General features: G+C 42.0%; 17 protein-coding genes. 4 read left to right on the plus strand and 13 right to left on the minus strand.

All coding sequences use genetic code 11. The features are described 5' to 3' along the window. Positions 1–37: 37 nt before the first annotated feature. On the plus strand, positions 38–2,383 hold the full coding sequence (locus L4C39_RS06690) for a PilZ domain-containing protein (protein WP_429745098.1): 2,346 nt from the start codon (positions 38–40) through the stop codon (positions 2,381–2,383). Positions 2,384–2,480: 97 nt separating this feature from the next. On the opposite strand, the gene serB is transcribed toward L4C39_RS06690, so the two are convergent. Further along, a complete protein-coding gene (gene serB, locus L4C39_RS06695; RefSeq protein WP_429745100.1) occupies positions 2,481–3,461 on the minus strand; it encodes a phosphoserine phosphatase in 981 nt (326 codons plus the stop codon). Positions 3,462–3,578: 117 nt separating this feature from the next. Here serB and L4C39_RS06700 point away from each other — a divergent pair, with 117 nt between their 5' ends. Beyond that, positions 3,579–4,184: a YtjB family periplasmic protein gene (locus L4C39_RS06700; protein ID WP_171756016.1), complete on the plus strand. Its 606-nt coding sequence runs from the start codon at positions 3,579–3,581 to the stop codon at positions 4,182–4,184. Positions 4,185–4,274: 90 nt separating this feature from the next. On the opposite strand, the gene deoD is transcribed toward L4C39_RS06700, so the two are convergent. The 8 genes from deoD to prfC all read right to left on the minus strand — a co-directional run bounded on the left by deoD (position 4,275) and on the right by prfC (position 13,314). After that, positions 4,275–4,994 (minus strand): purine-nucleoside phosphorylase, encoded by a 720-nt coding sequence (deoD, locus tag L4C39_RS06705; RefSeq protein ID WP_017054081.1) that lies wholly within the window; start codon positions 4,992–4,994, stop codon positions 4,275–4,277. A 106-nt stretch (positions 4,995–5,100) separates the two neighbouring features. Next, a complete protein-coding gene (locus tag L4C39_RS06710; RefSeq protein WP_113799164.1) occupies positions 5,101–6,321 on the minus strand; it encodes a phosphopentomutase in 1,221 nt (406 codons plus the stop codon). 18 nt (positions 6,322–6,339) lie between these two features. Continuing rightward, a complete protein-coding gene (gene deoA / locus L4C39_RS06715) occupies positions 6,340–7,668 on the minus strand; it encodes a thymidine phosphorylase (RefSeq protein WP_113799166.1) in 1,329 nt (442 codons plus the stop codon). A gap of 104 nt (positions 7,669–7,772) precedes the next feature. Continuing rightward, on the minus strand, positions 7,773–8,549 hold the full coding sequence (gene deoC / locus L4C39_RS06720; RefSeq protein ID WP_017054084.1) for a deoxyribose-phosphate aldolase: 777 nt from the start codon (positions 8,547–8,549) through the stop codon (positions 7,773–7,775). Positions 8,550–9,080: 531 nt separating this feature from the next. Continuing rightward, positions 9,081–10,352, minus strand: a complete 1,272-nt coding sequence (locus tag L4C39_RS06725) for a NupC/NupG family nucleoside CNT transporter (RefSeq protein ID WP_113799168.1) — start codon at positions 10,350–10,352, stop codon at positions 9,081–9,083. A gap of 204 nt (positions 10,353–10,556) precedes the next feature. Further along, positions 10,557–11,342 (minus strand): TatD family hydrolase, encoded by a 786-nt coding sequence (locus L4C39_RS06730; protein WP_429745103.1) that lies wholly within the window; start codon positions 11,340–11,342, stop codon positions 10,557–10,559. After that, entirely contained in the window at positions 11,335–11,493 is a 159-nt protein-coding gene (locus L4C39_RS06735; RefSeq protein WP_171755943.1) for a DUF5363 family protein, read from the minus strand. The genes L4C39_RS06730 and L4C39_RS06735 overlap by 8 nt, the downstream gene beginning before the upstream one ends. A gap of 231 nt (positions 11,494–11,724) precedes the next feature. Beyond that, the gene (gene prfC, locus L4C39_RS06740) at positions 11,725–13,314 is read right to left on the minus strand and encodes a peptide chain release factor 3 (protein ID WP_113799173.1); all 1,590 of its coding nucleotides are present in this window, start codon (positions 13,312–13,314) and stop codon (positions 11,725–11,727) included. A 257-nt stretch (positions 13,315–13,571) separates the two neighbouring features. Between prfC and L4C39_RS06745 the strand changes: the two genes are divergently transcribed. Further along, on the plus strand, positions 13,572–15,626 hold the full coding sequence (locus L4C39_RS06745; protein ID WP_261888890.1) for a putative bifunctional diguanylate cyclase/phosphodiesterase: 2,055 nt from the start codon (positions 13,572–13,574) through the stop codon (positions 15,624–15,626). Positions 15,627–15,752: 126 nt separating this feature from the next. On the opposite strand, the gene rimI is transcribed toward L4C39_RS06745, so the two are convergent. The 4 genes from rimI to ubiT all read right to left on the minus strand — a co-directional run bounded on the left by rimI (position 15,753) and on the right by ubiT (position 17,918). Continuing rightward, positions 15,753–16,205 carry a ribosomal protein S18-alanine N-acetyltransferase gene (gene rimI / locus L4C39_RS06750; RefSeq protein ID WP_017054090.1) on the minus strand — a complete coding sequence of 151 codons (453 nt, stop codon included), beginning with the start codon at positions 16,203–16,205 and terminating at the stop codon, positions 15,753–15,755. Continuing rightward, positions 16,198–16,566, minus strand: coding sequence for a DNA polymerase III subunit psi (locus L4C39_RS06755; RefSeq protein WP_261889462.1), 369 nt, complete (start codon positions 16,564–16,566; stop codon positions 16,198–16,200). The genes rimI and L4C39_RS06755 overlap by 8 nt, the downstream gene beginning before the upstream one ends. 337 nt (positions 16,567–16,903) lie before the next feature. After that, positions 16,904–17,407, minus strand: coding sequence for a GNAT family N-acetyltransferase (locus tag L4C39_RS06760; protein WP_113799174.1), 504 nt, complete (start codon positions 17,405–17,407; stop codon positions 16,904–16,906). Next, positions 17,391–17,918: a ubiquinone anaerobic biosynthesis accessory factor UbiT gene (gene ubiT / locus L4C39_RS06765; RefSeq protein ID WP_017054093.1), complete on the minus strand. Its 528-nt coding sequence runs from the start codon at positions 17,916–17,918 to the stop codon at positions 17,391–17,393. The genes L4C39_RS06760 and ubiT overlap by 17 nt, the downstream gene beginning before the upstream one ends. A gap of 192 nt (positions 17,919–18,110) precedes the next feature. Between ubiT and L4C39_RS06770 the strand changes: the two genes are divergently transcribed. Beyond that, positions 18,111–20,150, plus strand: coding sequence for a sensor domain-containing protein (locus L4C39_RS06770; RefSeq protein ID WP_429745107.1), 2,040 nt, complete (start codon positions 18,111–18,113; stop codon positions 20,148–20,150). Positions 20,151–20,233 lie beyond the last annotated feature (83 nt).

Genomic DNA, 20,233 nt, shown 5'->3' on the forward strand with positions numbered 1-20,233 from the left:
GATGTTCTATATGACAAACTCACTCTAACAGAAAAGTATGCAGCAATCTGAAATTCTCTCACTAACAGAACGGCTAATCTCCACTTATCACGCTGATGATTTTGACTATGTCTTATCTCAAGTCACAAATGGAGAGCCTCCATCAGTAAAACTCTTAGTTAAGATGGAGTTGAACCGAATTATGGCCCCTTGCTCGAAGAAAATTGATCTTCGCGGCAAAGTACAGGGCGAATGTAGAGAATATGAGTTAGATGGAATACAGCATTGGCTCGATGATGTTGCCTTTAATGCTTACCATAAAAATACCAGACGCTTCGGAAGTTACACTGAAGGGGTTTGGGAGGCGTTAAATAATACGAAAAATAATTTTAGGGTATTGAATCAACAGCCCAACGCTAAACAATCAAAAAGTATTACTAACCCTGATAGTCCATATGAAGCAGAGCCTATACATTTAGGTTACAGCCTCAAACGTCAAGAGAACCGATTAAAAGTCTTCTCTCAAGTTAAAATTGAGCTACCAAAATCCCAAGTCATACACGGCCTGAGTGTTGATTTATCGGGTTCCGGCGCTCGCTTTAAAGTGCCTAGTGCATTTGACTATAACTTGGGACAAGAAATTGCGGTGACTTTCACGGAACTAATGAAACAGTCCGAAGTGGTTGGAATAGATAAACCTATCGTATACAGAATTTTAGGCATTGATGATTCACACGAAAATGACGCGATAAAGTTCTTACGCACAATGCGTTTAACTGAAACAGATATCGTTAATCAAGTGATCACTGAATCGTTAACAAGCAATAGCAAAAAAACTCGTCATGATAATCAAGATAAAATCATCCAAGCAAGAACCCGTGGTTATGAACACGCCTATTTGAAACACACTGGGAATCTACCGCTATTTTTCAGCGGCAGCGAACTCAAACTGGCGCTGCTAACCGATAACAATCAACCACTATGGCAGTATTGGCATGATGAGCGAAACCAACAAGCATTCGGAACATTATTTAATTCTGAACGAATGGATCTATTGACGAGACCGGGGTTAAAGGGATCAAGTAACGTCATCTACTCTTTTACCCACACTCATCAACATAAGACGCTTTTTTACTCAATGATGCTCCCAGAAGCGAGCAGAGAACAGAGGCAACTCTTCTGGCACATCGGAGCGAAAAGACCGAGCTGGAAAGCCTTTCGACTTTCAATATTTGAGCTTTCAGAAGAAGAGAGTCAATCGTTAGCGCAGCACTCAACTGAACTGAACGATAGTTCACAAGGGCTCACTCACTGCGGCATCTTACAAGAGATAGGCAACGAGCAGTCTAGTTCAGATTATCTACTAACGGAACGCCCTCGCCTTGCCAGTAATGAACTCAACCAATTCCGTCATTCAAGACAGATCCTTGGTCAACCAAAAGCTATCTTTTTTGATGCTCAAGGACGACGAAAAGAGCCTCGTTATCAGTTTAAGTCACCTGTGGAGATCACCACATCAGACGCCTTACCATTCACAGGCCACTCCATTGATATTTCAAAACATGGTATCAGCCTAATTCTAGATACCGCTGCTCCACTTAAGGCTGGTGACTCTCTTTCTGTCAATCTTAAAGAGCTACAGTTGTACGATAAATCGCTTCCGCTGGGAGAGGTTCCGTATCAAGTGATTCGTATCAGCCCAAATGCAAGGTGTGTACAACTGGCTATTGAAAATACGAGTCGAACGACTAAAACCATTGCCTTTTTCAATAGTATTATTGAGCACAATAAAGACAAATTAAAAGAGGTACACGAGCTATTGGCTAGCAACAGTTTACTTGAAAGCCTACATAACTCATTACTCAATAAAATAGTCAGCTCTCCTATTTTTATCGATAAGCATGATTCGAATTTAAGAACTAAGGTTATAGGGGTGAATTACCCACTCCCGAACCATTTAGTACTACTTGCAAAATTGGGCCATGAGGAGTGCTTATCACTAGAGCCTATATTTAAAGGGCGCAGTAATTCCCTACTGGCAACTCCCCTCAAGAGAATTGAAGGCGCAGAGCTGCAGTATCATGAAGTGTATATTGCAGCGATTAAATTTGGTGGAAAGCTTCAATCGATTCATACCAAATTATCTGATGATTTTAAGCACGCTAGAGAACGAATCGATTTCATCAAAAAAGCCAAAGAGATGGGAGAAGTTTATGTGCTTCGGATCTCAGGCGCACCGGTGTTTAACTCAACTACTTCACTGCTTCAATATGACATTGATGAGCTAACCCAAGTGAGTATCCATGACGCAGGAAAACTGGATAAAGAGATCCGTTCGATCATTGGCTATGGTGAAATTGTTGATATCACCGAGGAAGTAATGATACGCCTAGAACTCACTTAAACAGAACGAAAAAGAGTGGCTGCAATGCCACTCTTTGTTCTTCCGTTTTTAAACTTTTAACTTTTAACTTTTAAACTTTTAGAAAAATCAAAATCCGCTAGGGTTTACTCTTCCAACTGATTTTTTTCTGTACCGCTAATTTTGCCGATAAAATACATAGCACACCACCTAAACCAGAGAAGCGAACTGCGGTTTGCGCTCGTTCTTCCACTTTAGGTTTTGCATGATAAGCGACCCCTAAGCCTGCGATATCCATCATCACTAAGTCATTTGCACCGTCACCAACAGCAACGGTGTTGTGTACTTCAACATTATATTTATCAGCAAGTTCCAACAAGATATCCGCTTTCGTTGTTGCCGATACAACATCCCCCAGCACTTGTCCGGTTAATTTTCCATCGATGATTTCCAATGTATTAGACTGAGCGTGATCCAAATCTAGGCTATCTTTCAAATAATCGGAAAAATAGGTAAAGCCCCCTGATGCAATAGCGGTTTTCCAACCTAAGGCACTGAGTGTATTAACCAGCTCTTCAAGATCAGGCATCAATGGGAGAGTTAATCTCACCTGTTCTAGAATGGATTCATCTGCGCCTTTCAACGCTGCCACTCTTTGGCGTAAACTCTGTTCAAAGTCGAGTTCACCTTGCATGGCTCGCTCTGTCACTTCAGAAACAAGCTCTCCCACACCCGCCAGTTTGGCGATCTCATCAATGCACTCAATCTGTATTGCGGTTGAGTCCATATCCATGACGATCAATCCAGGTTTTGATAGATCTGGAACTTCACTTAAGTTGGCATAATCGAGCTCTAAAGCATGAAGCACTTGTTTGTGCTGCTCGGTTAACGCTCCTGACATCAAGGCAACCTCATAATGGCCGACCTTCCATGTATCTAAGATAATATGCTCGATCCCTGTATGTTCATCTATCTCATCAAAACATTCAGGAGATAAAAACTCTCCGAAAACGATCCATGTCGCCTTTGCTCGGGCGAGTTGTGATGTTTTTATTGTCTCAGGTAAACGAGTCAGTAACGAGGTGTGCCTCTTTATTGGTAAAATCTTTAACGCTTCCATGTATATGATTCCTAATTGGCCTCCTAAGACGTTAACCTATTGCAATTTAAAAACGCAAGTCTCAATATGGATGAAATGTAAATTTGTTTCCATGGGACCCAAATGGACGTATCAAAAATTGACGGTTCGTTATTTTCTCTGAGAAATGCATTTCGTATTCTCATTTTGGCACTTTTGGTCGTCATGTTTATTACAACAATCAAAAATAGTGTTGTGATCAGTAAAGGTAATGAAAAAATTCAGTCTCGACAGCTTGAGACATTAACTAAAGTCCTGATCTCCCAAGCCGCACTTTCGGCTAGCGAGATGATCACACAGCAAGATCAGGAACGACTACTAAAATTAACCAACCAACTTTCTCAAGATCGCTTAGTGTTTGATGCCACTATTTATGACGCGGAGGGGGTCCGGCTCGCTTCAAGTGATAAAGCGCTGACGGCTCGTGAGGTTTTAGGGCTTGATACGCCTCTCTCAACCGCAAGTATTGGCAGGCAGCAGTTGTTAGAACCGGTGTTTAACGATGGTAATATCATTGGTTTTGTGAGGATCACATTCGAAACGGGTAAAGTAACGGCTATTTCTGATCACCATTATCGAAAAAGTGATCGTTACATGTATCTAATGCTGATAATGAGCTTCCTCAGTGGCATGCTCATTGTGGCTATCTTACGAAGAAAGCCAAGGGATAAAGGGGAAAACTTACTACTAAAAAATGTAGGCTAACCGAAAAAGTATACTCCGCTTTTACGCCGCAAATAAAAAACCTCGCACTTACGTTGGTGCGAGGTTTTTTATTCATAATAGAACGTTAGATTAATCTTTATCGCCTAGCAATACTGAATCTAATGCAACTTCCATCATGTCATTAAACGTTGTTGCACGTTCGTCTGAAGTCGTCTGTTCGCCTGTTTTAATATGATCTGAAACCGTACAGATAGTCAGAGCTTTTGCGCCATATTCAGCAGCAACGCCGTAGATACCAGCCGCTTCCATCTCTACGCCTACGATTCCGTATTTGTCCATCACATCAAACATTTCTGGATCTGGAGTATAAAAAAGTTCAGCAGAGAATAGGTTGCCAACTTTCACATCGATACCACGAGCTTTAGCTGCATCTTCAGCATTACGAACCATTTTATAATCCGCAATTGCAGCGAAATCATGGCCTTTAAAGCGAATACGGTTCACTTTAGAGTCTGTACATGCACCCATGCCAATCACAACATCACGAACTTTAATGTCTTCGCTAACCGCGCCACAGCTACCCACACGAATAATTTTCTTCACACCAAAATCTTTGATCAATTCAGTGGCGTAGATAGAGCAAGATGGGATACCCATTCCGTGCCCCATTACAGAAATCTTACGGCCTTTGTATGTGCCAGTGTAGCCAAACATGTTACGAACATCACATACTTGAACAACATCATCTAGGAATGTATCTGCAATGTATTTAGCACGGATAGGGTCACCAGGCATCAATACAACATCAGCAAAGTCGCCCATTTCAGCATTAATATGTGGAGTAGCCATTAACGTTATCCTCTGTTTCAAGTTTCAATTGAATATACGAATAAGCACCAAATATGCCTATTCGTATATAAAAAGGGACGCTATTGCGCCCCTATTTCATTATTGCTTATAGAAAGCTTTTTCCGTAATCCATATCAGAAGTACCAAAGTACTCTGCTAGGCTTTGGCCGATATCAGCGAAAGTACTACGGTGACCTAATGAACCTGCTGGTAGTTTTGGTCCGTAAGCTAATACTGGAATAAACTCACGAGTATGGTCAGTACCAGGCCAAGTAGGATCACAACCGTGGTCTGCTGTTAGAATCACGATATCATCTTCACCCATCATCTCTAAGATTTCAGGTAAACGGTTATCGAAATACTCTAGAGCTGCAGCATAACCCGCAACATCACGACGGTGACCATAAGCTGAATCGAAATCAACAAAGTTAGTGAATACGATTGTGTTGTCTTCTGCTGCTGTAATCGCTTCTTTCGTTGCTTCGAATAGAGCAGGGATACCTGTCGCTTTCGTTTTCTTAGAAATACCGCAACCTGCGTAGATATCAGATATCTTACCAATTGAGTGTACTTGTCCACCTTTCTCATCAACGAGTTTTTGTAAAACCGTTGCTGCAGGTGGCTCAACAGAAAGATCACGACGGTTACCCGTACGTTCGAATTGACCTTTACCAGCACCAATAAACGGACGAGCGATAACACGACCGATGTTGTAGTCTGCTAGTTCTTCACGAGCAATCTGACAAAGGTCTAATAGGTTTTGCAGGCCGAATGTCTCTTCATGACAAGCGATCTGGAAAACAGAGTCTGCTGAAGTGTAGAAGATAGGTAAGCCAGTCTTCATGTGTTCTTCACCTAGGTTATCTAGGATTTCTGTACCCGATGAGTGGCAATTACCTAGGAAGCCAGGCAGGTTTGCACGTTTAAGAATGCGATCTGTCAGCTCTTTCGGGAAGCTGTTTTCTTTATCTGTAAAGTAGCCCCAATCAAACAGTACTGGAACACCTGCGATTTCCCAGTGACCTGAAGGCGTATCTTTACCAGAAGAAAGTTCAGCAGCATGGCCGTAAGCACCAATGATCTCAGCATTCGCATCAAGACCCGGAGCAAATTCGCCCGTTGCTTCTTTATGTGCCATCGCTAAACCTAGTTTAGATAGGTTAGGTAGCGTTAATGGACCTTTACGATCTGCATTATCAGCTTTGCCTTGTGCGCAGTGAGCTGCGATATGACCAAGAGTATCAGAACCTACATCACCAAATTTTTCTGCATCTGGTGCTTCGCCAATACCGAATGAATCTAATACTAAAATAAATGCTCTTTTCATTGCTCTCTCCACCAAATGTTATACGTCTTCAGAACGAATCTGACGGTACACATCTGGAGTTGCTTCGTAAGTGCCACCCACAACAATAGCACTTTGCAGCGCTTTCGCCGCTTCTTGCCATTGCTCTTCTGTGCGGGCATGAATAATTGCTAGTGGCTTATCACTGCTTGCTGTTTCGCCTAAACGAATGAACCCATCAAAGCCTACTGCATAATCGATGCTGTCTGTAGCCACGCGACGACCGCCGCCCATTCCTACAACAGCCATACCAATTGCACGCGTATCCATTGCTGAAACAATGCCACTTTCAAGTGCGTACACTGGTTTAATAATTTCTGCTTTCTCTAGGTAGTTATCGTAGTTTTCTACGAAGTCTGCTGGGCCACCAAGGCCTGCAACCATTTTACCAAAGCACTCTGCCGCTTTTCCGTTATCCAGAACTTCCATCAATTTAGCGCGAGCTTCATCTGAATCTTTCGCAAGATTGCCCAGCACTAACATTTCAGCACATGATGCTAAAGTGATGTTCAGAAGACGAGAGTTACGGTATTCGCCAGTCAAGAATTGAACCGCTTCACGAACTTCAACAGCATTACCTGCAGAAGATGCTAATACTTGGTTCATATCCGTTAGAATCGCCGTTGTTTTGGTGCCTGCACCATTTGCAACAGCAACAATAGAACGAGCGAGATCTTCAGATGCTTCATAAGTTGGCATGAATGCGCCTGAACCTACTTTTACATCCATTACTAGCGAATCAAGGCCTGCAGCCAATTTCTTAGAAAGAATTGAAGCTGTGATAAGTGAAATGTTATCAACCGTCGCAGTAATATCACGAGTCGCGTAAACACGTTTATCAGCAGGGGCTAGATCACCAGTTTGACCAATAATAGCCACACCCGCGTCTTTGGTTACTTGTCCAAATACGTCGTTAGTTGGTGTGATATTGTAACCAGGAATTGATTCTAGTTTATCAAGAGTACCACCAGTGTGACCAAGGCCTCGGCCAGAGATCATTGGTACAAAACCACCACATGCTGCCACCATAGGGCCAAGCATTAGAGAAGTTACGTCACCAACACCACCAGTAGAGTGTTTATCGACAATTGGACCACCAAAATTCATGTGAGACCAATCGATAACCATGCCTGAATCACGCATTGCACAGGTAAGTGCGATACGTTCTGGCATCGTCATTTCATTGAAAAAGATCGCCATTGCGAATGCAGCGATTTGGCCTTCAGATACAGTATTCTTTGCAACACCTTGAATGAAGAAGTTGATTTCTTCAGTAGTAAGAACTTCGTTGTCGCGTTTTTTACGGATGATTTCTTGTGGTAAATACATTAGTGCCTCCCCGACTCTTTGCTAGAGTTTTGGGTTTGTAGGATAAGAGACAAGATGGAGTGACAATGATTCATCACTCACTCCATCTTAGTTAGAATTAAGGATTAGTAAGCTGCAGGATCTGCAGTTTCGTCCGTCACTTCTAATGTATTCAGTAGGTTTGTTAGTAGGCTTGAAGCACCAAAACGGTAGTGCATGTTATCAGCCCACTCACCACCAAGAAGCTCATCAGCCATACCTAGGTATAGCGCAGCATCTTCAGCAGTACGAACACCACCAGCAGGTTTGAAACCAACTGTTTTTGCTACGCCCATGTCACGAATAACTTCTAGCATCATGCGTGCGTATTCTGGTGTTGCATTTTCAGGCACTTTACCTGTTGAAGTTTTAATGAAGTTAGCACCTGCTTCGATACAGATTTTAGATGCTTTCTTGATTAATGCTTCTTCTTTTAGTTCACCTGTTTCGATGATCACTTTAAGCGTGATATCACCACATGCTTCTTTACATTGCTTAACAAGCTCAAAGCCGACTTCTTCGTTACCAGCCATTAGGGCACGGTATGGGAATACTACGTCAACTTCGTCTGCACCGTAAGCAACAGCAGCTTTTGTTTCCGCAACCGCGATAGCGATATCATCGTTACCGTGTGGGAAGTTTGTTACCGTTGCAATACGTACTTCTGGTGTACCTTGCTCGCGTAGCGTTTTCTTAGCAATAGGAATAAAACGAGGGTAGATACAGATTGCTGCGGTGTTACCCACTGCAGTTTTCGCGTCATGACATAACGAAATCACTTTTGCATCAGTGTCGTCGTCATTCAACGTAGTTAGGTCCATAAGTTTTAGTGCACGTAGAGCTGCTGCTTTTAAATCGCTCATTTCTATCTCCGATCAATATATTCAAATAGTCAACTACCTTGCCCCTACCTAGTATAGATAGGAATAATAATTTTGCTCAGTAGTCACAAATGAACGGACTTGGTTCCCTGAAGACTTGATAACACACCCCGTATTATCAATTGCTATCCTTGTCACCGCACAGTACCAGTTTGGTCTATGGCACAACAATTCAGTCATGTTGTGTCTAACATGTATAAGTTTAGCTATATTCCTAGGCTAATTAAAGCGCTTAAGCCAACAAGAGAATCCTATCTCTATGGTTTATACATTATAGATTTCTATAAAAAAATGTAGTGCTCCTTAGAACGCAAACGGTTTGTATCTCAAAATACTTTAGAAAAGCCCCCTATTTAACCAAATCTGTAGAAAACAAACGCTTCCTAATTCTGTCAAATAGGTGTGGCTCTCTTCTTCCGTTTTTACAAAAAAAAAGCCCCGCAGCAATTTCTTGCTACGGGGCTCTATTTAAATGGCGTCTATATAGTTATTGATTAACTAAACTATATGGACTTAAAAAGCCATAAGTGTAATGAAGAAACCAGCAATTGTTGCAGCCATTAGGTTAGATAGAGTACCTGCTGCTACCGCTTTCACACCCATCTTAGCGATGTCGTGACGACGGTTAGGAGCAATACCACCTAGACCACCTAGTAGAATCGCAATAGAAGAAAGGTTTGCGAAACCACATAGAGCGAACGAGATAATTGCTTGAGTTTTCTCAGACATTACTTTACCAGTCTCTGCTACTAGTTGAGCGTTATCGCCAACGTAAGGAACAAAGTTTAGGTATGCAACGAATTCGTTAACTACCGTTTTCTGTCCAATGAAAGTACCAGCGATTGTCGCTTCTTCCCATGGAACACCGATAACGAATGCTAGAGGTGCGAAGATCCAACCTAGAATAAGTTCTAGAGTTAGCTCAGGCATACCAATCCAACCACCGATGCCGCCCAACATACCGTTGATTAGCGCGATTAGACCGATGAATGCTAGTAGCATTGCACCAACGTTAAGAGCAAGTTGAAGACCAACAGAAGCACCGCCAGCAGCTGCATCGATAACGTTAGCAGGCTTGTCGTCGCCACCGTCGATGTCAGTACCTAGGTTCTCATCTGGAGTGTCAGTTTCAGGCTTGATGATTTTAGCAAACAGTAGACCACCAGGTGCAGCCATGAATGATGCCGCTACAAGGTACTCTAGTGGAACACCCATTGAAGCGTAACCAGCAAGTACACCACCAGCAACAGAAGCTAGACCACCACACATTACTGCGAATAGTTCAGACTGTGTCATTTTTGGAACAAACGGACGCACAACAAGAGGTGCCTCAGTTTGACCAACGAAGATGTTAGCCGCAGCAGACATAGATTCCGCACGAGACGTACCTAATGCTTTTTGCAGACCGCCACCAAGAACTTTGATTACTATTTGCATCGCACCAATGTAGTAAAGTACAGAGATAAGTGCAGAGAAGAAAATCAGCGTTGGTAGAACTTGGAACGCGAAGATGAATCCGATACCGTCAACTGAGAAGTTAACTAGGCTACCAAATAGGAAACCTGTACCGTCTTTACCGTAATCGATCACGTTTGCAACACCAGCAGAGAAACCTGCTAGAAGATCGCGACCCCAAGGTACATAAAGAACGAATGCACCGATGATAAATTGGATAGCAAAAGCGCCACCCACTGTTCTGATATTGATAGCTTTGCGGTTATCTGATAGTAGGACTGCAATTGCAATTAAAACTACCATGCCGACTAGGCTCATAAACAGGCTCATAGTTTATGACTTCCTTATAAGTTGTGTATTGGCGTGTAACAAAATGGAACTAAAAAGCGGGGGCAATTATACTCACGCCCTCAGAAATAAAGTAATGCCGACCTCACACTTTCTTATAAGATTCATAAGTCATTCACCCGCATATGTGACAAAGATCACCAATAAGTGATAACTTTCTCATCAAGGGAACATTTTGTTTCGATTTTATTCACACATAGCAAAGAGAGAATGGCTATTTTCCCACACTTGAGAGGCAACCGTTTGCTCTGTCTCTTTTCTAATCAAAACCAACTCATCAAAAATGTTAATCACGTTTTTAGGGTGGTTTGCACGGCCTTGGCTCCCATTTATTGGCATATCTGGAGCATCCGTTTCTAGTACCAGTGAGGTTAACGGTAAGCATGCAATCGCTTGCCTAGTTTTATTCGCTCGTGGGTATGTGATGACACCGCCAACCCCGATATAGAATCCTAACGCGACAAAATCCATCGCTTGCTGATAGCTTCCAGAAAAGCCGTGCAGTACCCCTCCTTTCCCTGGTCTATGGGTCTTCAGTAGCTGAATCATTCTATTGTGAGCTTTTCGACAATGGAGAATAAGTGGTAATTTCATTAAGTTCGCCAGCTGAATTYGACGGATAAAGAACGCTTCTTGCTGTTGATGATCAATATCAATGGCGAAATCTAAACCGCACTCTCCTATCGCCACGCATTTTATCGGTGACACCTGTAACTCTCTCTCTAACTCATCTATATCTTCTATTAAATAGTCATTCAAAAAGTAAGGATGAAAACCTAAGGCATAGCTGATCTCATCATGTTGTATAGATAAGCGCTGAATCTCTGCCCAATTCTTCATTCCAATCGACGGAATGAGAATTTTCTCTACGCCTTGGTTTTTAGCCGCTTCAAGTTCATCACTAAAATGCTGTCGGAAGGGTTCAAAATCAAAGTGACAGTGAGTGTCAAATAGCCGAATCGAATCATTCATTCGTTGACTCTCTTTTCATTGATTCTTCATTATTTTCACGTTTTGGCTCTTCTTTATATGGAACACAACTGCGCCTTTGCTCTGGAGTTAATCCCATAGATTGACACCAAAGATCATAACGAGCCACCCACCCTCGTAGCCATTTGATCATATTACTCCTCCGTGTAGCATGGTTATTTGGCACTCAGTTATACAGGCTCAGTTATACAGGCTCAGCTATAAAGGCTCAGTCATAAGAACTCGGTAATCAGAGCGTATGAATAGAAATAAATGCCAAAGTACAAAAGATTAGATTGAACGCATAAAAAACGCCTATTGATTTAACAATAGGCGTTTTACATGTTCGAACCAATAATTATCGCTAACTATCGATCAAATCAGATTAGTGTTCACGAGTCGCTCTAAACTGAACGTCAGGGAAACGTTCTGACGCAAGGTTAAGGTTCACCATCGTTGGAGCAACATAAGATAGGTTATCGCCACCATCCAATGCTAAATTACTTTGGTTCTTACGCTTAAACTCTTCAAGCATCTTAGCATCACTACACTCAATCCAACGCGCTGTTGCAACGTTGACACCTTCGTAGATAGCTTCAACGTTATATTCCGCTTTCAAACGAGCCACAACAACATCAAACTGAAGAACACCAACCGCGCCCACAATAAGATCGTTATTTTGCAGTGGACGGAATACCTGTACCGCGCCCTCTTCCGAAAGTTGAACTAAACCTTTCAATAGCTGTTTCTGCTTTAGAGGATCTCTTAAGCGAATACGACGGAACAATTCAGGGGCGAAATTCGGAATACCTGCAAACTTCAAATTTTCGCCTTGCGTGAAAGTATCACCAATTTGAATCGTGCCATGGTTATGTAAGCCAATAATATCGCCCGCATACGCCGTTTCAGCACGAGTACGATCGCCCGCCATGAAGGTTACCGCATCTGAAATACTGACATTTTTACCGGTACGAACATGGTTCATCTTCATACCTTGGTTGTAAGTTCCCGATACGATACGCATGAAAGCAATACGGTCACGGTGTTTTGGATCCATGTTCGCTTGAATTTTAAATACAAAACCAGAGAATTTCTCCTCGGTTGCCACAACATCACGCTCATTTGCTTTGCGAGTTTGTGGGGCAGGTGCCCATTTAGTTAGGCCATCCAACATATGGTCAACACCAAAGTTACCTAATGCAGTACCGAAGTAAACAGGCGTTAACTCACCAGCAAGGAAAAGCTCGTGATCAAACTCAGGACATGCACCAATAACAAGTTCTAGTTCATCACGTACACTTGCAGCAAGATCTTCACCGACAGCAATATCAAGCTCAGGGTTATCTAGACCTTTAATGATACGAACGTCTTGGATCTCATGACCGTGGCCTGATTCATATAAGATCGTCTCATCGCGATGAATGTGATACACACCTTTAAACTCTTTACCACAACCGATAGGCCATGAGATAGGTGCACAGGCCATGCCTAATTCGCTTTCGACTTCATCTAACACTTCCATTGGATCACGAACATCGCGGTCCAATTTGTTCATGAACGTCACGATAGGCGTATCACGTAGGCGAGTAACTTCCATTAATTTACGCGTACGATCTTCGACACCTTTAGCGGCATCAATAACCATCAAGCACGAATCAACGGCAGTCAATGTACGGTAAGTATCTTCCGAGAAATCTTCGTGTCCAGGAGTATCAAGTAGGTTAACGAGGCAGTCGTTGTAAGGAAACTGCATCACAGAGGTAGTAACCGAAATACCACGCTCTTTTTCCATCTCCATCCAGTCGGATTTAGCGTGTTGGTTAGAGCCACGACCTTTTACCGTACCCGCTTTTTGAATAGCGTTTCCGAATAAGAGTACTTTTTCAGTAATAGTGGTTTTACCCGCATCCGGGTGCGAGATAATAGCGAAGGTTCTACGTTTAGACACTTCACCGATAAACGGAGTATTTGACATTAATGTAATCTTCTTTGGGCTAACATGTATCCATCAGGGCAGATTGCACTCTGGATTAGCGATATGAATCAATTTTGCGCGTATTTTCCCCTATATTTGCGTTCGGGGCAAATTTGTCTGCATTCACAATAAAAAGCGGTAAACCACGTGGTATCATGCCCTAGATAACAAAATCTTCAAGAAAACAAATAACCTATAAAAATATAGATGAAATTGAGCTATAACTTAATAAGTGATGAGATTGAGTTGGGTATACCTTGAAAGCAAAAAAAGTACATTCTCTGGCATTTAAACAAGCAAAAACCGTCTTTTTAGTCTCAGTCGTTTTGGGGCTGTTTTTTAGTTTCTATTACATTTTAGTCGATTTGCACCAAGAGCAACAACGCATCGAAGAGCACTACCAATTCAAATTGCTCCAGAACTACTCTAACGCAAGCCAAGCCGCCTACCACTTAAATCATCTCTTAGCAGAACAAGTAGCATCCAGCCTTATGATGGATCCTGCCATTTTTAATGTAAAAATTATTGACGATTTTGGCGATATTCTCACAATCAAAGATAAACAAGTCGTCAGCCAGGGTAGCCTTTCGGAACTCTTGTCTGATTATTTAACCCCGACCTCAACCCATTACATAACGGCATTACATCAGCCAAACTCTGAGGTTATCGTCGGCTCACTTAGTTTCTCAATTAATGGCACGAGCATCGCACAAGACTTCATCGCAAAATCCTCACGAATCTTACTTTTCGATTTGATCCGAAACGTACTTCTAACCATTATCCTACTGATTTTTTTCTACTATAAATTGTCGAAACCTATCGTAACGCTCATTGAATGGGTTCAATCTCTGCAGGATAAAAACAAGGCTCAACCGCTGCCAACAAAAGACAGAAATGATGAGCTGAGCCGCCTCGCGACGTCATTCCATGATTTATGGCAAGACAGAGAAAAAGCAGAAGGCAAGCTCAATCAACTCGCATACTATGATTCATTAACAGGATTAGCGAATCGTAGCTTGTTACTTCAAACTCTAAGCTCAACCATTACCGATTCCGCAAAAACGCGTACCAGCGGCGTACTGTTTTATCTTGATTTAGACCGCTTCAAAACCATCAATGACTCATTAGGTCATACGATTGGGGATCATTTAATCAAAGCCATTGCACTTCGTATTGATGCTTGGCTAAAGCCCGGCTACGTTGCGGCGAGAATTGGTGGTGATGAATTTGCCATCTTAGTCCCTGACCTCACTTCAAAAGAAGCAACCAATGTCGCCAAACAGTTACTTTCTCTGATCTCCAACCCGTACTCAATCGACGATCATCAACTCTATTGTACCGTGAGTATCGGAATATCGGTTTTCCCTTCCGTCGATAGCACCAGTATTGATGTGTTAAGGCAAGCCGACACTGCGCTATACCGAGCGAAAGTCGCGGGTAGAAACAATTACATGTTCTATGAGCCAGAGATGCAGGCGCAGGTAGAATCCTTTTTGGAGATTGAGAAAGGGCTACATGAGGCGCTAAACAAGCATCAACTGGAGCTTTACTACCAACCGCAAGTCAATCAACATCAGCAGATCATTGGCGTAGAAGCACTCATTCGTTGGAATCACCCAGAAAAAGGGGTACTCCCTCCCGGGATATTCATGCCGATTGCCGAAGAGACAGGGCAAATTTTACAAATTGGCGACTGGATCATTGAGCAGGCTTGTTACCAATATGCCGCATGGAAAAAAGAAGGGGTTCTTCCTCCAACATTTAAGCGCCTAGCCATCAACATCAGTCCGCTCCAATTCTCACAAGAATCATTTGTCGATCATATCTTCGATGCTCTAGCGCAAGCAGGGATTAGTGGTCAACATATCGAATTAGAGATAACAGAGAGTTTGCTGCTAGAGAACATTGAAGGCGCCATCAAGAAAATGGCCGAATTGAAAGAGCGAGATATACAAATATCGATAGATGACTTTGGGACTGGTTACTCTTCATTGCGCTATCTTAAACACTTAGCGGTCGATGTTTTAAAAATAGATCGATCTTTTGTGACTCAACTGCATTTAGATGAAAGCGATCAAGCCCTTGTTGATACCATCATTATGACCGCAAGACGGTTGAATCTAGAAGTCATTGCTGAAGGTGTTGAAGAAGTCCTTGAGCTCAATTCGCTTAAAGATCTGGGCTGTACACAGTTCCAAGGTTACTTATTTGATAAACCACTGCCAGCAAAAGAGATCGCCATCAAGCTAAAAAACAGCCCTTATAATATTGAAACCGCGGTTAACCAAGCCGCTTTAGTTAAAACAAGTTAACGATATCTTGAAGACTTGCTGCTTATTACTCGACATAATAAGCAGCAAACCCATTCAATTAAGTTATCGTCGAACTAAGACGATGTTTAGTATTAGCGGTTTTCTCAATGAAGAGCCTAGAGCTCGCTAAAAAGAGAAGAATAAATAACTCATGATAATCGCGTCTTCTTTTCCATTAGCGCTTGGGTAGTAGTTATAGCGCCTATCGACCTCATTAAAACCGAGCGACTCGTATAACTGAAACGCTTTGAGGTTACTTTCTCGAACTTCAAGCCAGATGCTTTCAGCGTTAGATTCTTCACACGCCTTAATGAATGCCTCCATCAAGATACGCCCGTAACCTTTACCCTGCTTATCAGGTGCTATCGCGATATTCAGTAATGTCACTTCACCCACAATATTTTGCGAGTAAAAGTACCCCACCAACTCTTCATTCACCCACAAACCATGATGATTTCCACCTCGACTGTCGAGATCATTAATATTAGATTGCGCCCAAGGGTGAGAATGTGCACTTTGTTCGATATTCCAAACATCATTGAGATGTTCAGGTCGAAGTTTGATTAATTGATTAGTCATAAGAACAGATCTGCTGCCATAAATCTCGTCGGTGTTGAACATTGCCATCTATTTCAGATAACAAAGGTGAGTTAAGTACTTTTTTAACCTGAACTTCGTCAGAAGTCTCGCAGCCAGCAAACCATACCCATTCAAGTTGATTTTCACCTAGTTGAGATAGTTGTGACGGTTGAATGAACAACGCCTGATCAAGCCGTAAATGAATACTTTTTAAAACGCGCTCAAACATCGTCACGATCTCTCCACTTGGTGGCATCGGTGAGATAAGTAATAACTTGCATGAGTCAGGAAGTTCTAAATCTACAGGCTGATAGCCTTCAAACATTTTAGGGTCAGCCAAAACCCACTGGCTTATGCCCATTTCTTGTAAGTAGCAAGCTTGTCGAAATTGGCTTTGTTGTTTAGATTCCGTAAGTTGTTGATATTGAGAAAGTTGTTGACATTGCATAGGTTGGGGTTGCATAAGTTGCTGTGATTGCATAAATAATTGGGATTGCGTAATCAGTTGATACATAGCGATTTAATCAGGCCCATGGCTAAAAATATCTATCAATTCAGAGACGTTAAGTACTTATAAGAAGCACAACATGATAATCAGGATAAGGCGTTCTCAACAAGCATAACGCTGATGGCATAAAAAACAAAGGAACGATATCGCTCCTTTATTTCTTAATCTAACTGAACGACGGCGTTGAGCCCTACAACTCAGAAAATTCAGGGCTATATTCAATTAAACCTGAATGATTTTGAAAACAACCATCCACGAGTTCAATGGCCTGAAACGCCCCCTCAGGCACATCCCAAATGCAGTTAAAGTTGAATATATCGGCATTTTTAAAACCAAATTTTTGATAAAAAGCTGGGTCTCCCAAAACAACGCACCCTGGATAACCAAAATCAACTAGAGATACAAATGCTTCCTTAATCAAAGAGGTAGCAATTCCTTGATTTTGATATTCACTTTTAACACACAAAGGAGCAAGCCCTTGCCAGTTGTGATCTTCACCATCAACCTGGACCGGGCTGAACATGACATGGCCGATAATCTCTCCATCATCAGAACACGCCACTAAAGATAACGTCAAACGGCTATTTTCACGAAGCTTCATCACCAAGTTGGCTTCAGCTTCAGTCTCAAATGCAGATTTAACTAAACGATCAATCGTTAATATATCTGCTGGAGCTTCAGTTCGAATAAGCATTTATAACCTCATTTTGTGTAGACGGTGATTGTACGCCCTTATGCACAAAATCAGCTAATTGATTTACAAATAATTGCAGCGGTTTAGGTAACAACTCCAGATCCACGCTATCCATTAAATTCTTAACTTCTAGGCCTAATTCTGTATCCCCTTCAATGCTTAATCGACGTTGGAAAAAGAGCGTATCGGGATCCTCTTTTCGTCCTACAATTAGAATAAGATCATTCAAGTTGCCACTAAAACTGACATCTTCTTGCTCTGAAGTCTCTGATACTACAAGTTTTTCATCTTGGTAACTGATATGCCAACTAAGGTTCATATCCTTAATTGATACTTTTAACCATTTATCTTCAAGGAACTCAAAATCACCGTCTTCAAGCGCTTCGTGAAAAACCGTTTTCAACCCTTCTAGCAAGGCTTTTTTTTGTACAGTTTGAGGCAATAAGTGGACTGGAGATCGCAAAATTGATGCTGCGTTTTGAACTAGTTGGGTGCGAATCTTGTTAATCACGCTATTTATCCGTTACTTTGTAAGAAGAATATCTCATCATAATGGATGAGATTGAATGGATTCCTGTTATGAGTCAAGAAACATCGCGTTGACATGTTTCACATCGATAGAATCACAGTTATAGTTAGTGTATTACGAATATTTCACTCATTGTGTAAAAAATAAGCCCAGTGGAGAATCGGTAGTAAATTGATGTCATCCCAGCAGTTACAACATTGGTTCGCAAAACTAACGTCAAACAGTCCGTTCTTTTTTGCCATATTGGATGATCAGCACAACTACTGCATGGTCAATGATCGCTATTGCGATATTTCAGGACTTAGCCAAACCGAACTGGTTGGTATGAGTGATTCACAGATCCTCGGAGAGCAGTTTTACCAGCACTTACAGCCTTACTATGAAAGAGCGTTTGCTGGAGAAGTCATTGAAGCCGAAATTACTCTCAATGAGACGGATTTAGAGACCAGTCTGCATTTTTCATTGTCTCCCGTTCATAATGACAAGAAAATCGACCATGTAATCTTTCATGCTACTGATACGTCTGAAAAACAGATCCTCATTCGCTCCCTCGAAGAGTCCGAAAATAAATTTTCTAAGTTAACTCAGCTACTCCCCGATGGGCTTTTGTTAGTTGAAGATGACTGCATTTTGTCCGCAAACCCAGCCGCAGCACGATTGCTCGGTTTCAATTCAGCGAACGAGTTATTAGGTGAAGAGCTCGGGCGCCTATTTATCGATTTTAATACAAAAACCGTCTTTAATACGAAATTAGGCTCACTGCTTTCAGAGAAACCGTTTGTCTGCTTAACAGGATCTCGTTGCGGGTTTGAGAGAAAACTCCAACTCAATGCAGACTCGACTCTCATTTTAGGTAGCGCTTCACAAATCGTATTAATTCAAGATGCCGAAGACGCACCAAAACCACTGTCTAGCACCGTCAATGAAGATGCTCATATCGATTCACTGACCAATCTTTATAACCGTTTTGGCTTTACCAAGCGTTTAGAGCAGTTCATCCACACCAAAACACCACTTGTGATGCTGTATCTTGATATTGATAACTTTAAAAACATCAATGACTCTCTAGGTCACCACATTGGTGATAAAGTCATCAAAGAGGTCTCTTCAAGGTTAAAACGATTACTGCCTAAACAAGCGGTTCTGGGGCATTTAGGTGGTGATGAGTTTGGGATTATTCTGCCTGAACCTGAAAATAATCGTATGGCTGAATCACTTTCTGAACGCATTATATCCATTATTAATCAGCCCTTCGATCTGCACCACTTCAGCAAGCGTTTAGCCTGTTCTATTGGCAGCGTTGCCTCTCCACAAGATGGCAACGATGCTCGGATCTTATTGCAAAATGCCGATACCGCAATGTATGAGGCAAAAGATCGCGGCCGTAATCGACTCATTAAGTTTAATGACCAGATGAACAAAGAAGCTCGAATGAGGCTTTGGCTAGAGATTGAACTGCAAAAAGCACTGCAACAAAACGGATTAGAAGTTTGGTACCAACCTAAAGTGAATGCACGCGATTTCAGCATCAATGGCGCTGAAGCTCTAGTTCGCTGGAAACACCCTGTTGAAGGCTACATCAGCCCGGCCGCCTTTATCCCTGTAGCAGAACGAGCAGGTTTAATTGAGCACCTTGGCCGAGTTGTGATGCGCGATGTATTTACCACAGTAAAACGCTGGAAGCTTCAAGGTATTCTACCTGGCAGAGTGGCGATTAACCTATCTCCAGAGCAATTTGGTAATCCGAAATTGATCGATTACATGGAGAAGTTACTCAGAACCACAGAGTTAGATCCAAGTTGCATTACATTTGAGCTAACAGAAAGCGCCGTAATGAGTGATAGCGACCACACTCTTCAAATGCTAAATGCGATCAAAAAACTGGGCTTCGCCTTATCAATTGATGACTTTGGTACTGGCTACTCATCACTCTCCTATTTGGCTAGATTCCCTCTTGATGAGCTCAAAATTGATCGTGCTTTCATCACTGATATTGATACGCTACCCAAGCAGATCACGGTAATTGAAAATATCATTAATTTGGGTAAGTCACTCAATTTAACCGTGGTAGCAGAAGGTGTTGAAACTCATCAGCAAGCAACGCTACTCTCAAATCTTAATTGCAACTCAATTCAAGGCTTCCACTTTCATCGACCTCAACCGAAACAAGAAGTCGAAGAGCTGTTTGCCCAAAATCGCCGACACAAAAATTAACCCTGTAAGTAATCCTTATGGGGTAAATACGACTTTATTCACGTAAACCTGCCTCACATCAAATTTGCCATTCATATTTCTTC

Origin of the sequence: Vibrio clamense, from assembly GCF_050337905.1 — a bacterium.
Lineage (GTDB): Bacteria > Pseudomonadota > Gammaproteobacteria > Enterobacterales > Vibrionaceae > Vibrio > Vibrio cortegadensis.